This window comes from Pseudoxanthomonas sp. LjRoot206, assembly GCF_056175725.1.
Genome location: NZ_JBGFFI010000002.1, coordinates 814,223 through 828,060 on the forward strand (window position 1 = coordinate 814,223; position 13,838 = coordinate 828,060).

The 13,838-nt window shown below is 71.3% G+C and carries 10 protein-coding genes; 6 read left to right on the plus strand and 4 right to left on the minus strand.

All coding sequences use genetic code 11. The features are described 5' to 3' along the window. Positions 1-11: 11 nt before the first annotated feature. Both AC04MD_RS08485 and AC04MD_RS08490 read right to left on the minus strand, forming a co-directional pair. Positions 12-497 carry a hypothetical protein gene (locus AC04MD_RS08485; protein WP_475496838.1) on the minus strand — a complete coding sequence of 162 codons (486 nt, stop codon included), beginning with the start codon at positions 495-497 and terminating at the stop codon, positions 12-14. 20 nt (positions 498-517) lie between these two features. Next, a complete protein-coding gene (locus tag AC04MD_RS08490; RefSeq protein WP_475496839.1) occupies positions 518-1,024 on the minus strand; it encodes a hypothetical protein in 507 nt (168 codons plus the stop codon). A 71-nt stretch (positions 1,025-1,095) separates the two neighbouring features. On the opposite strand from AC04MD_RS08490, the gene AC04MD_RS08495 reads away from it, so the two are divergent. After that, entirely contained in the window at positions 1,096-3,252 is a 2,157-nt protein-coding gene (locus AC04MD_RS08495) for a RelA/SpoT family protein (RefSeq protein WP_475496840.1), read from the plus strand. 116 nt (positions 3,253-3,368) lie between these two features. Further along, the gene (locus tag AC04MD_RS08500; protein WP_475496982.1) at positions 3,369-4,865 is read left to right on the plus strand and encodes a hypothetical protein; all 1,497 of its coding nucleotides are present in this window, start codon (positions 3,369-3,371) and stop codon (positions 4,863-4,865) included. Here the strand turns inward: AC04MD_RS08500 and AC04MD_RS08505 are convergent. After that, on the minus strand, positions 4,862-6,958 hold the full coding sequence (locus AC04MD_RS08505) for a glycosyltransferase (protein ID WP_475496841.1): 2,097 nt from the start codon (positions 6,956-6,958) through the stop codon (positions 4,862-4,864). The genes AC04MD_RS08500 and AC04MD_RS08505 overlap by 4 nt on opposite strands. A gap of 95 nt (positions 6,959-7,053) precedes the next feature. Between AC04MD_RS08505 and mrcB the strand changes: the two genes are divergently transcribed. From mrcB to tsaB, 4 genes are all read left to right on the plus strand, one after another. Further along, positions 7,054-9,459, plus strand: coding sequence for a penicillin-binding protein 1B (gene mrcB / locus AC04MD_RS08510; RefSeq protein WP_475496842.1), 2,406 nt, complete (start codon positions 7,054-7,056; stop codon positions 9,457-9,459). After that, the gene (locus tag AC04MD_RS08515; protein ID WP_475496843.1) at positions 9,456-10,043 is read left to right on the plus strand and encodes a tetratricopeptide repeat protein; all 588 of its coding nucleotides are present in this window, start codon (positions 9,456-9,458) and stop codon (positions 10,041-10,043) included. The genes mrcB and AC04MD_RS08515 overlap by 4 nt, the downstream gene beginning before the upstream one ends. Positions 10,044-10,107: 64 nt before the next feature. Further along, positions 10,108-12,150, plus strand: coding sequence for an ATP-dependent DNA helicase (locus tag AC04MD_RS08520; RefSeq protein ID WP_475496844.1), 2,043 nt, complete (start codon positions 10,108-10,110; stop codon positions 12,148-12,150). A gap of 56 nt (positions 12,151-12,206) precedes the next feature. Beyond that, complete coding sequence (tsaB, locus tag AC04MD_RS08525) at positions 12,207-12,950, plus strand: tRNA (adenosine(37)-N6)-threonylcarbamoyltransferase complex dimerization subunit type 1 TsaB (RefSeq protein ID WP_475496845.1); 744 nt, start codon at positions 12,207-12,209, stop codon at positions 12,948-12,950. Between the two features lie 12 nt (positions 12,951-12,962). On the opposite strand, the gene AC04MD_RS08530 is transcribed toward tsaB, so the two are convergent. Then, a complete protein-coding gene (locus AC04MD_RS08530) occupies positions 12,963-13,838 on the minus strand; it encodes a TonB family protein (RefSeq protein ID WP_475496983.1) in 876 nt (291 codons plus the stop codon).

The window sequence follows — 13,838 nt, forward strand, 5'->3', positions numbered from 1 at the left end:
TCGTGCGCGCGTCAGTCGACGCGCTGCACCTTCGGCCGCGGATTGTGGCCTTCGACCTGCAGGTACCAGCCGCTGATCTTGCCCGGCGACACCACCACCTTGGCGTTGCCCAGCGGCTTGCCGGCGTAGTACTCGCCGTCGATGACGCGCCAGCGCTGGCCGTTGTCCAGCGTGAACACGGTGCCGCGCGACCAGCCGCGCAGGTCGCCGGTCAGCGTGCTGGTGACCGGGTCCAGGCCGTTGCCGCCGAACAGGGTGCCGGTCACGCGCGCGCCCTCGGCGCGCTCTTCCTTGCGCACTTCCTCGACGACGGCCTTGCGGTCCTCGTCGAGCAGGCTGTTGAGCAGTTGCAGCTGTTCGCCGCTCAGCTTGTCCAGGCCGGTCGCCTGCATCTGCTCGGGGGTGAGGCGTTTCTGGATGTCGACATACTCGCGCGCGTGCAGGGGCAGCGCGGCGACGCAGAGCAGGGCGAGCGGCAGGAGGCGGTACAGGCGCATGGTGATCCTCGGGGATGGCATTACTTGATGCGGCGGACGGGCGCGGCGGTGTTGTAACCGTCGATCTTCATGAACCAGGTGTTGCCGAAGCGGGACGGCGTGATCTTCACCGCCGGATCCGTGCGGCGCACGCCGGCGAGCGAGGCGGGCTCCACCTGTTCCCACACCTGGCCGTTGGCCAGCGTGTACTGGCGTCCGTCGGCGAAGCCGTTGAATGCACCGACGATGGTGCTGGCGATGGGTTCGGACGTGCCGAAGTCGAAGAACCCGCGGGTTTCCTGCTCGACTTCCTTGCGGCCTTCCTGCTTGGCCTGTTCCACCGCCTGCGCGGTCTTCTGGCCGACGCGCTGCTGCAGCCACGCATCCAGCGCGGCGAGTTCGGACGGGCTCAGCTTGTCCAGGCCGGCGGCCTTGAACTCGCTGTCGCTCATCGCATCGCGCAGCGGCTCGATCGCGGTTTCCTGGGCGAAGGCGCACGCGGATGCGGCCGACAAGGCGATGGATAGAAACAAGCGGCTCATCTTCATGGTTGTTCCTGCGGTCGACTGGCCGGTAGTGTAGTCATTCCGGCGACGCTTGGTCGCCCATCCCCGCGGCCATGGTTCCCCCCGTCCACGACATCGCCACGCTGCTGCAACGGCCCGCCCTGCAGGCGCTGCCGGCACCGCTGCGCCAGGTACTGACCGATGCCACCTCGGCCGCCGGTGCGCAGGACGGCATGCCCGATCCCGTCGACGTGCTGGCCGACACGCTGGATACGCTGGCGACGCTCGGCGCGGACGGCGACGTCGTGCTCGCCGCCGTGCTGCACGGACTGCCCGCGCTGCAACCCGCCGTCGCAGCGGTGGCCGGCAAACAAGTGCCTGGCCTGGCCGACCTGCTGGAAGGGCAGGGGGCCGCCGCCCAGGTCTGGGCGCTGCACGCGGAGCAGACGCGCGGCGTCAACACCGAGGGCCTCCGCCGCTTGCTGCTGGCGATCGTGCGCGACCTGCGCGTGGTCACCATCCTGCTCGCGCGCCAGCTCGCGCGCATGCGCGCCGCCGGCGCCTTGCCGGAGTCCGAGCGGCAGGCGCTGGCGCGGCTCACCCGCGACATCCATGCGCCGCTGGCGAACCGGCTGGGCATCTGGCAGCTGAAGTGGGAGCTGGAGGACCTGGCGTTCCGCTACCTGCAGCCGCAGGTCTACAAGCAGATCGCCACCCAGCTGGACGAGAAGCGGCTCGGCCGCGAGCGCTACATCGGCGCGGTCACCGATGCGCTGCGCGCGGCGCTGGCCGAGCACGGCATCGGGGCGGAGGTCAGCGGACGCCCGAAGCACATCTACAGCATCTGGCGGAAGATGCAGCGCAAGCAGGTCGGCTTCGACGAGCTGTACGACCTGCGCGCGGTGCGCATCGCGGTGGACGACGTCGCCGCCTGCTACGCCGCGCTGGGCATCGTGCACGCGCTGTGGGTGCCGATCCCCAGCGAGTTCGACGACTACATCGCGCGGCCCAAGGCCAACGACTACCGCTCGCTGCACACCGCCGTGGTCGGGCCGGAAGGCCGCACGCTGGAAGTGCAGATCCGCACGCACGAGATGCACGCGCAGGCCGAGCTGGGCGTGGCCGCGCACTGGAAGTACAAGGAAGGCAAGAGCGGCGGCGATGCCTTCGACCGCAAGATCGCATGGATGCGCCGCCTGCTGGACGGCGCGGCCGAGGGCGCGGGCGGCGACGGGGCGCTTGCCGGCGAGCTGGATGCCGAGCTGGTCGAGGATCGCGTCTACGCGCTGACGCCGAAGGGCGAAGTGGTCGACCTGCCGCAGGGCGGCACGGTGCTCGACTTCGCCTACCACGTGCACACGATGGTCGGGCACCGCACGCGCGGCGCCAAGGTCAACGGCCGCATCGTGCCGCTCAACCATGTGCTGCGCAGCGGCGACCGCGTCGAGATCATGACCTCGAAGGAGCCCGAGCCGCGCCGCGACTGGTTGCTGCAGGCCAACGGCTTCCTCGCCAGCGGACGCTCGCGCGACAAGGTGCGGGCGTGGTTCCACAAGCTCGACCGCGCGCGCAACCTGCAGGCCGGGCGCGAGCTGCTGGACAAGGAACTGAAGCGGCTCGGGCTGCACCACGTCGACCTGACGGGTGCGGCGAAGAAGTTCCATGCCGACAGCGTCGAGGAGCTCTACATCCAGGTCGCGCTGGGCGACGTCGGCCCGCACCAGGTCGGGCGTGCGCTGCACGAAGAGCAGCGCGCCGCGGCCGAGCCGGATGCGGTGTCGCTGCCGGTGCTGCGGCCGCCGCGCAGGCTCGCCAAGCCGGGCACGTCCAAGTTCACCGTGCAGGGTGTGGGAAACCTGCTGGTGCAGCTGGCCAAGTGCTGCCAGCCGGTGCCCGGCGAACCCATCGCCGGCTACCTGACGCGGGTGCGCGGCGTGACCGTGCATCGCGCGGACTGCGTGGCGTTCGCGCGCCTGGCCGCGACCAGCCCGCAGCGCGTGCTGCCGGTGGAATGGGGCCAGGCCGGCGGCGGGTACGAGGTGGACGTGCAGGTCACCGCGCTCGACCGCAAATGGCTGCTCAAGGACATCACCACCCTGATCGCGCAGGAAGAGGCCAACGTGCTGGACATCAACAGCCAGAGCAACCGCACCAGCGGCCGCGTGCACCTGCGCCTGCGGCTGAAGGTGGCCGACTTCGGCCAGCTCTCCACGCTGCTGGGCAAGCTCGATGCATTGCCCGGGGTCGAAGACGCGCGACGTTCAGGCTGAGTGGTTATGCTGCGGGCGTGACCCGCCAAGACCACCATGGCGCCGGACGGGGCCGACGCATCGAACCGCGCATCGACTGGACGCGCGGCGCGGCGAGCGATCCCGCGGCACCCCGCGTGGCGGCGGTCCCTGCCTGGCGCGATCGCCGGCATTGGCGCTGGGTCGCCGGTCTCGCCCTCCTCTTCATCGTGCTCGTCATCGCATTCCGCCAGCCGCTGGCGGACGTGCTGTGGCCGCAGACCCGCATCCAGTCGCTGCTTGACCAGGCGGACCAAGCGCTGCGCGCCGGCCATCTGGATGCGACCGATGGCAGCGGCGCGCGCCAGCTCTACGAAGCCGCGCAGGCGCTGGACAACGACCGCACCGAGGCCGCCGACGGTCTCGGTCGTGTCGCGCAGGCCGCGTTGCGCGCGGCGGACGTCGCGCTAGGACAGGGCCGCTTCGACGAGGCGCGCACGCGGCTCGCGCTCGCCCGCGACCTGCAGGTGCCGCGGCCGCAGGCGGACGCGCTGGCCCTGCGCTTGCGCACGCGCGAAGCCGAACATGCCGGTGTCGACGGCCTGCTCGCGGCGGCGGCGCGCGCACAGGCCGACGAGCGCCTGTGGGGCGGCGACGACACTGCCCTGCCGCTGTACCAGCGCGTGCTGGCGCTGCAGCCGACGCGCATCGAGGCGCTGGAGGGCAGGGAAGACGCGCTGTCCGACCTGCTGCAGGAGGCCGGATCGCAGCTCGCTCGCGGCGAGTTGGGCGAGGCCGCCGCGAGGATCGCCGCGGCGCGCACGTTCGATGCCGGCCATGTGGATCTTCCGCAGGCGGAAGCGGCGCTGGCCGCGGCCGTCGACGCGCGACGCCGTACAGGTGCGCGCGATCTGGCCCGTGGCCGGCTGGCATCGGCGCGTGCGGCCTACGACGCGGTGGTAGCCGCCGTGCCCGACGACGGCGCCGCGCGGCAGGGCCTCGAGCAGATCGGCATCGCCCATGCGCGGCAGGCGGAACGCGAGGCGGGCGATTTCGATTTCGTGCAGGCACAACACGAACTGGACCTCGCCCGCGAACTGGCGCCGCAGTCGGGCCGGTTGGTGCAGGCGGAGCAGGCCGTCGCGCGGGCACGCGAGGTGCAGCAACGCCAGGGCGCGACCGCGTCCCTCGGTACGCGCGAGCGCGAACGCCGCGTCGCCGCGCTGCTCGCGCGGATGGCGCAGGCCGAGGCGCAGGGCCAGTGGCTGACCCCGCCCGGCGAGAGCGCCTACGACACCTTGCGCGCGGCGCAGGCGCTCTCGCCCGATAGCCCGGCGGTGAAGCAGGCCGCGACCCGCCTGCTGCCCGCCGTCCGCAGCTGCTACGAAGACGAACTGCGCGCCAATCGCATCCGTCGTGCGCAGGCCTGCCAGCAGGCCTGGCAGACCCTGCAGCCGCGCGATCCCGCGATGCAGGACGCACGGCGACGGCTGGCGGAAAAATGGATCGCGGTGGGCACGGAACGGCTGGGCGCAGGCGATCTGGCGTTCGCTGCGCAGGCCCTGCAGGAAGCGCAGCGGCTGGACGCGGCCGTCACCGGGCTGGACGATTTCGCCTCGCGCGTCCGCGTGGCCCAGGCGGCCACCGCGCCCTAGCGCAGGAAGACGCGGCGGACCGTGTCGCGTGCGGCGTCCAGCGAGAAGTGCCGCGCGATGTTGTCGCGGCCGTGCTCGGAAAGCCGCTGCCACAGCGCCGCATCGCCGTACAGGCGCAGCACCGCCTCGGCGAAGCCGGCCGCATCGTCGGCGACCAGCACGTCGTGTCCGTCGCTCAGGTGCATGCCTTCGATCGCGCACGACGTGGCCACCACCGGCTGGCCATGCGCCATGCTGAGGTTGACCTTGCCCTTGACGCCCGCGCCGAAGCGCAGCGGCGCCAGCGCGATACGGGCGCCATCCATGTACGGCCCCAGCTCCGCCACGTGCCCGTGCACGACGATGCCCGGCTGCGCCTGCAGGGCCAGCACCTCCGGCGGCGGCGCCATGCCGATGCAATGGAAGCGGATCTCCGGGTGCCGCGCGTGGATCAACGGGAAGACCTCGCTGCCGAACCAGCGCACCGCATCGACATTCGGTGGATGCCGGAAGCCGCCGACGAACACCAGGTCGTGCCGCCGTTCGAAAGGTAGTCCCGTGGTCGCCAGTTCGTGCAGGTTCGCCACCACGTCCACGCGCGCATAGGGCAGCAGCGTCGACAGCAGCTCGCGTTCCACCGGGCTGACCACCAGCGTCGCGTCCGCCTGCCGCATCAGTGCGAGCTCGCGGTCACGCGTGCGCTCGGCGGCGCGCTGCAGGCCGGCGTCGCCGGCCAGGTCGGCGCCGCGCAGTTCGCGCAGGAAATGCAGGTCGACCGTATCGAACACCACCCGCGCCTGCGGCGCGAAACGGCGCACCAGCGGCAGGAATTCGGCGGCGACGTAATGGCGCGACAGCATCACCACGTCGAAGCGGGCGCCGTGTTCGCGCAGCCACGTCGCCGGGCGCGTCGCGAACGGCGCATGCCAGGTTTCGATGCCGAGGCGCTGCAGGCGCTCAGTGCCGCCCTCCACGTGGCGCAGGTCGGCGGGCAGGAACACCACGTGCGCGCCGTCGTCGACCAGCAAGCGCATCAGGTTGAGCAGGCGCAGCGAGGCGGAATCGTGATCGGGGCGCGGTGTTTCCGCGTCGATGACCAGGATCTGCCGGCGCGGCTGCACGACCGAGCCGGCGGTCGGCACGCTGCCCGCGCGCGGTTGCTGCGCAAGCGCGTCCTGCCACTTCGCCGCGAACACGCCGCGGTTGCGGACCTGGTAGGCCTTAGTGCCGCTGCCGGTATCGGTGCCGGAGGTGATGCCTTCCAGGTGCACGACGCGCGAGGCGGGCTGGTAGCGCGTGCGCAAGCCGTGCGCGCGCACGGCGAAGGCCAGGTCGGTGTCCTCGTAGTAGGCCGGCGCGTAGCGCGTGTCGAAGCCGCCCAGCGCGCGGAACAGCGGCGCGGGAATCGCGATCGCCGCGCCGGAGCAGTAGTCCGCATCGCGCAGGCTGGCGTAACGCGGATCGTCGGGCGAATCGAAGCGGCCGTAGTTCCAGGCCGATCCGTCGTCGAAGACCACGCCGCCGGCCTCTTGCAGGCGTCCATCCGGATAGATCAGCTGCGCGCCGACCAGGCCGGTGTTTGGATGCGCATCGAACGTGGCGAGCAGCGCATCGAGCCAGCCGGGTTGCGGCACGGTGTCGTTGTTGAGGAAGACGAGGCAGTCACCCGTCGCCAGTGCCGCGCCGTCGTTGCAGGCGGCGATGAAGCCGCCGTTGGCGGGACGGCGGTGGTAGCGCAGTCCGGCGATCTGCGGCATCCAGTCGCCGGTCTCGTCGCGGGAGCCGTCGTCGATCACGAGGATTTCGCAGGTCGCGGTCGGCGGATGCTCCGCCAGCGCGCGCAGGCAGGCGAGCGTATGGGCGGCCTGGTTGTAGACCGGAATCACGATGCTGGCGCGCGGCGCAGCGGTGGAAGGCACCGCGAACGGCGCGAACGGGCCTTGCACAGGGAAATACAGCGGTACCGACAACGGCGGTGCGCGGCGTGCGAACTGGCGTTGCACGCGCGCCCAGGTGGGGCCGACACCGCGCGTGCGCAGGCTGGCCACCCCGCGCCGGACCAGGCCGCGCGCGCGTTCCAGCATGAAGCGCACGTCGGCCCACGACATCGACATTCCGTTGCAACTCCAGCTGAGCAAGGGGGAAACGGGCCGGGCGCACCCTTGGCGGCTGCGCTAGACTCGCCCGAATTCCCATTGTCGCATCCCCTGTGGCCCGCAACGACTACGACGACGAAGCACTGGACGAAGACGACATCGACGACGGTCCGGGCTGGCGGCAACGCCTGCTGACCTGGGGCCTGGCCGCGGTGGGCCTGGGCCTGGGATTCCTGATCCCGTACACGCTGTACCTGAACCACCAGGTCACCGAGCGTTTTGGAGAGTTGCGCTGGCAGATCCCCACCCGCGTCTATGCACGGCCGCTGCAGGTCGCGCCCGGACTGGCGATGGATGCGCAGACGCTGAAGACCGAACTCGATGCGGCGTCGTACCGCGACGATGGCGCCGGCGAGAGCCCCGGCACGTACGCACGCCAGGGTGGCCGCTTCACCATTTCCAGCCGCGGCTTCATCGACGTCGATGGCCGCGTGGCGCCGCGCAGGTTGCAGGTCAGCCTGTCCGACGGCCGCATCGCGGTGGTGCGTGATCTCGCCCGCAAGCAGAACCTCAAGGCGGCGCGGCTGGATCCGGCGCGCATCGCCACGCTGTACGGGCAGAAGCAGGAAGAGCGCCGGCTGGTACGGCTGGAGGAAGTGCCGGAACTGCTGGTGACCGGCCTGCAGGCGGTCGAGGACCGCGACTTCAAGGACCACCACGGCATCGATCTGTCGGGCATGGTGCGCGCGGCATGGCTGCTGGTGCGCTCGGGTGGCGATACGAAGCAGGGCGCGAGCACGCTGACCCAGCAGCTCGCGCGCAGCGGCCTGCTCGGCATCGGCAAGGAACAGACGCCGACGCGCAAGTTCAACGAGATCCTCTATGCGCTGATCCTGGAGGCGCGCTACGACAAGCGCACCATCCTGGAAGCGTATTTCAACCAGGTCGACCTGGGCCAGCGTGGCAGCCAGGCGATCCATGGCGTCGCCGCGGGTGCGGAATTCTGGTTCGGCCGCGATCTCGACAGCCTGACCACCGAGCAGGTCGCGCTGCTGATCGGACTGGTCAAGGGTCCGTCCTGGTACAACCCGCGTCGGAATCCGGAGCGCGCCACCGAGCGGCGCGACTACGTGCTCTCCAAGCTGCACGAAACCGGCCTGATCGACGATGCCGAATACAAGCGCGCGCGCGCCGCGCCGCTGGGCGTGACCAAGACGCCGGGCATGGCGGCCGCCAACCGCTTCCCTGCCTACGTGGACCTGGTCCGCCGCCAGCTGGCGCGCGACTATCCCGAGAGCGCGCTGCAGGGCGCGGGCCTGAGCGTGCTGACCGGCATGTCGCCCTCGGCGCAGGCCTATGCGGAAGCGTCGGTGACGCGCACGATCAAGGCGCTGGAGAACAAGCGCCGTCCGCCGCTGCAGGCTGGCATGGTGGTGACCGACGTGCACGACGGCGACGTGCTGGCCGTGGTCGGCAGCCGCAACGTGTCCGAGGTCGGCTTCAACCGCGCGGTGGAAGCGCAGCGGCCGGTCGGTTCGCTGCTCAAGCCCTTCGTCTACCTGCTCGCACTGGCGCAGCCGGACCAGTATTCGCTCGCCACTTGGGTCGACGATTCGCCGGTCACCGTGCAGCTGGGCAAGAACCGCCGCTGGACGCCGGCCAACGCCGACCGCCGCAGCCACGGCACCGTGCGGCTGGTCGACGCGCTGGCGCGGTCGTACAACCAGGCCACCGTACGCGTGGGCATGAAGGTCGAACCGGACCGCCTGGCGCAGCTGATCCGCGTGCTGGCCGGCATCCAGGCCGAACCCAACCCGGCCCTGATCCTGGGCTCCACGGACCAGAGTCCGTACGCGATGGCGCAGCTGTACCAGTTCCTCGCCTCTGGCGGCGAGATCCAGCCGCTGCATGCAGTGCGCGGCGTGCTCGATCCCGAGGGCAAGCTGCTCAAGCGCTACGACAAGACGCCGGCGCCGGCGCAGGAAGGCGATTCCATCGCCGCCAACCTCATTACCGTGGCGTTGCAGCAGGTGGTGTCGAACGGCACCGGCCGCCAGCTGATCGGCGATGGCCTGGGCCGCCTGCAGTCCGCGGGCAAGACCGGCACCAGCAACGACAGCCGCGACAGCTGGTACGCCGGCTACACCGGCGATCACCTGGCGGTGGTGTGGATGGGCAACGACCAGAACGAGCAGACCGGCCTGTACGGTGGTACCGGTGCGATGCGCGTGTGGTCGGGCCTGTTCGCGCGGCTACCGAGCGCGCCGCTGAAGGTGTCAAGCAAGGGCCTCGACTGGCAATGGGTGGTCGGCGGCAACACCACCGACGCCAGCTGTCCCGAAGCGCGCCAGTTGCCGTTCGTGTCCGGCTTCGCGCCGGCCTACGCGCCCTGCGTGATCGAGGAAGTGCCGGCCGAAGGCGAAGCATCCGAAGGCGGTGGCTGGCGCAGCTGGTTCGGCCTGGACCGCAAGGAAGAACCCGCAGCGCCGCCGCAGGACACGCCCCCGCAACAGCCATGACGATGAAATACGCATTCCCCCTTTCGCTGATCCTGCTCGCCGGTTGCGTCTCCGCGCCGGTGCCCGAGGCACCGGTCGCGCGCGATCCGGTGACGCCGGACCAGCGTGTCGCGGCGATCGATGCCGCCGCCGGCGACGACGACCGCGAGCTTGCCGTGCAGCCATTGCGCGATCCGCAGGTCGACGACCTGCGCGAGACGGCGCAGCAGGCGCGCTCGTCGCGCGATTTCGCCAAGGCGGCGGACGCGCTGAACCAGGCCTTGCTGCTGGTGCCGGAAGATCCCGCCGTGCTGCAGGAGCGGGCCGAAGTCGCGCTGCTGCAGGGCGACTACGCACGCGCGGACACGCTGGCGCAGCGCGCGTTCCAGCTGGGCTCGCAGGTGGGGCCGCTGTGCCGCCAGCACTGGGAGACCGTGCGCCAGGTGCGCCAGCACGAACTCGCCGTACATCAGCCGCTGCCGGCGCGGCACACGCCGGAGGACGCCGCGCAGCACGCCGCGCGCGCCGCGACCCTGCAGGCCGCCATCGCCGAGACCGAAGCCAAGCGCGATGCCTGCACCGTGCCGGTGATCCAGCGCATGTGAGGGACACACCGCGTCCGGCATGACGCGGTACCCTTGTCGCTGCACGCCGCTTACCGTTTCCCCGATGTCCCAGCTAGCCCAGGCCAGCCGCGACGCCCTCAGCGAAGGGGGCGCGCTGGCGGAACGACTCGATGCCTTCGCTCCCCGCGATGCCCAGCAGCGCCTGACGGCGGCGATCGCCGACGCCTTCGATGCGCGCGACGTGCTGCTGGCCGAGGCCGGCACGGGCACCGGCAAGACCTTCGCCTACCTGGTGCCCGCGCTGCTGTCGGGATTGAAGACGATCGTGTCCACCGGCACGCGCGCGCTGCAGGACCAGCTCTACCACCGCGACCTGCCGCGCGTGCGCGATGCGCTGGGCGTGGCCGGGCTGAAGTCCGCGCTGCTGAAGGGACGCAGCAATTACCTGTGCCGCTACCGCCTGAACCAGGCCAAGGGCGATCCGCAGGCGCTGCGCACCACCTTCACCAGCCGCGAGCAGGTGGACCAGTTCCAGCGCATCGTCGCCTGGGGCGGACGCACCAAGTTCGGCGACATGGCGGAGCTGGCCGCGTTGCCGGACGACTCGCCGCTGCTGCCGCTGGTCACCTCGACGATCGACAACTGCCTGGGCAGCGAATGCCCGTTCTGGGAAGACTGCTTCGTGGTGCAGGCACGCCAGCGCGCGCAGTCGGCGGACATCGTGGTGGTCAACCACCACCTGCTGCTCGCCGACCTGGCGCTGAAGCAGGAAGGCTTCGGCGAGATCCTGCCGGGCGCGCAGGCGTTCGTGATCGACGAAGCGCACCAGCTGCCCGAACTGGCCGCCAACTTCTTTGGCGAAGGCTTCGGCATGCGTCCGTTGCAGGAACTGGCGCGCGACTGCCTGGCCGAGTCGAAGGACGCGGCCGGTGCGCTGTCGGCATTGCAGCCGCCGGTGCGCGCGCTGGAGCAGGCACTGCGTGAACTGCGCGCGGCGATGGAAGGCGTGCCGACGCGTGGCACGCGCGAGCGCCTGCTCGCCAAGCCCGGCGTCGGCGCCGGTTTCGATGCGTTGGCCGCCGCGCTGGAGGATCTGGCCGCTGCGCTCGCGCCGCTGGCGGAGGCTTCGCTGGGGCTGGAGGCGTGCACGGCGCGCGCGAAGGAGTTCGCCACCCGGCTGACGCGCTGGTATGCGACGCCGGCCGCGGGTGCTTTCGACAATGACGCCGCGCCGGCCGATGATGCCAGCGACGTGCTCTGGTACGAACTCACGCCGCGCGCGTTCCGCTGCCAGCGCACGCCGCTCGATGTGTCCGGACCGTTGCGCCAGCACCGTGAGCAATCGCGCGCAGCCTGGGTGTTCACCTCGGCGACGCTGGCGGTGGGCGGACGCTTCGACCATCTCGCCGTGCGCCTGGGCCTGGACGATCCGCCGACGCTGCTGCAGCCGAGCCCGTTCGACTGGCCGCAGCAGGCGCTCTGCTACCTGCCTGCCGGCCTGCCCGATCCGAATGCGCCCGGCTATGGCAAGTCGCTGATCGCGACGCTGCGCCCGGTGCTGGAGGCCTCGCAGGGCAGGGCCTTCCTGCTGTTCGCCTCGCACCGCGCCTTGCGCGAAGCAGCGGACGCATTGCGTGGCGGACCGTGGCCGCTGTTCGTGCAGGGCGAAGCGCCGCGCGGCACGCTGCTGCAGCGGTTCCGCGAATCCGGCAACGGCGTGCTGCTCGGCGCGGCCAGTTTCCGCGAGGGCGTCGACGTGGTCGGCGACGCCTTGAGCGTGGTGGTGGTGGACAAGCTGCCGTTCGCCGCGCCGGACGACCCGGTGTTCGAAGCGCGGCTGGAAGCGGTGCGCCGCTCCGGCGGCAATCCGTTCCGCGACGAGCAGCTGCCGCAGGCAGTGATCGCGCTGAAGCAGGCGGTCGGCCGCCTGATACGCAGCGAGACCGACCGCGGCGTGCTGGTGCTGTGCGATCCGCGCCTGACCGGCAAGCCGTACGGGCGCGTGTTCCTCGATTCGCTGCCGCCGTTCCGCCGCACCCAGCGCGTGCAGGACGTGCAGCATTTCTTCGGCGTGGAGCCCACGCCGGACCCGGTCGTGGTGGCCGGGCAGGGCGGCGACGACTGGTTCGCCGATGCGCGCTTCTGACCGCCGCCTTGGTGCCCACCGTTTAAGCTAGGCGCCTCACGACCTTCCCGCTGCCCATGAAGCTGCTCGCCTTCGAAACCGCCACCGAAGCCTGTTCCATCGCCGTCTACGTCGATGGCGAGGTGCGCGAGCGCTTCGAGGTCGCGCCGCGGCGTCATGCCGAACTCGCGCTGCCGTGGGCGGAGCAGTTGCTCGCCGACGCAGGCCTCGCGCGCAGCCAGCTCGATGCGATCGCGCTGAGCCGCGGCCCCGGCGCCTTCACCGGCGTGCGCCTGGCGATCGCGCTGGCGCAGGGCATCGCACTGGCGCTGGACCGCCCGCTGGTGCCGGTGTCCACGCTCGCCGTGCTGGCCGCGCAGGTGCCGCCGCCGCGGGTGACCGCGGGCGAGGGCGGCTGCGATGTCGGCATCGCGCACCCCATCCTCGCGGCGATCGATGCGCGCATGGGCGAGATCTACACCGGCACGTTCGTGCATCGCGGCGACCGCCTCGAGGCGACGTCGGGCGAAGCCGTCATCGCGCCCGCCGACTATGCCCTCGTCGGCGACGACAGCGGCTGGATCGGCGTGGGGACCGGCTTCGCCGCCGGCGAGAGCGTGCTCGCGACGCGCCTGCAGCCCCGTTTCGCCCGCATCGATGCACAGGCGCTGCCGCATGCCGCGGATCTCGCGCGGCTGGCGGCGGTTGCTTTCGCGCGCGGCGAAACGGTCGCACCCGAGCACGTCGAGCCGGCCTACCTGCGCAACAACGTCGCCCTGACCCTTGAAGAACAGAAAGCCCTGCGCGCCTCCCGCGCCTGACAGTGTCGCGCGCTACTCGTCGCGCACTTCGCCGCCCGGCAGGAAGCGCCAGGTGCGGGTGACGTGAAGGATGTCGACGTTCTCGGCCGTTTCCGGCAGCGGCGGGAACGGCGAGGACAGCTGCACGATGCGCTGCGCGGTGGAATCCAGCAGCGGCACGCCGCTGGACTGGATGATGCGCGTCTGCTCGACGCTGCCGTCGCGGCGCACCGCCACGCTGATCACCAGCGTGCCGGCCAGGCGCCGGCGGCGCGCTTCGTCGGGATAGTTGAGGTTGCCGACGCGCTCGGCGCGGTCCACCCATGCGCGCAGGTAGTTGGCGTAGACGTATTCCTTGGTGCTGGCCGAGACGAACTTGCGCTTCGGCCGCTTGGCGTACAGCTCCGAGCGCAGGTGGTACTCGGCCGCCAGCCGCGCCATCTCGGCATCGCGCTGCACCTTCTGTTCGCCCTGCGGCAGCTCGGGCTGGTCCGGTTGCGGGCGCGCTTCGGGCGCCGGCGCGCGGGTGTCGCTGTCGCGCGTGGTCACCACGCGGCGTTCCGGCGGCGGCACCGGCGCGGTGGTCTGCGCGCGCAACGGCTGCGGTGCCAGGCCGGTATCGGGTTGGGGGATCCAGCCGGCCTGGCTGTCGCGCGGCCGCTTCGCCTGCTCGCTCTCGCCGCCGCCTTCCTGGTTGGCCGCGGCCAGGAAGTCGGCTTCCTTCGGTGTCAGCGGCGTGCTGGTCTGGCTGAGGATCACGTCCAGCGTCGGCATCACCGGCGCCGCGTCGTCCAGGGCGAAGCCCACGCCGAGCACCAGCAGGCCGTGCACGATCAGCGACAGCGCCAGCGTGGCGCCGAGGCGCTCGTTCGCGCCGATCTTCGGCGGGTGGATCGGAACCGCCGACAT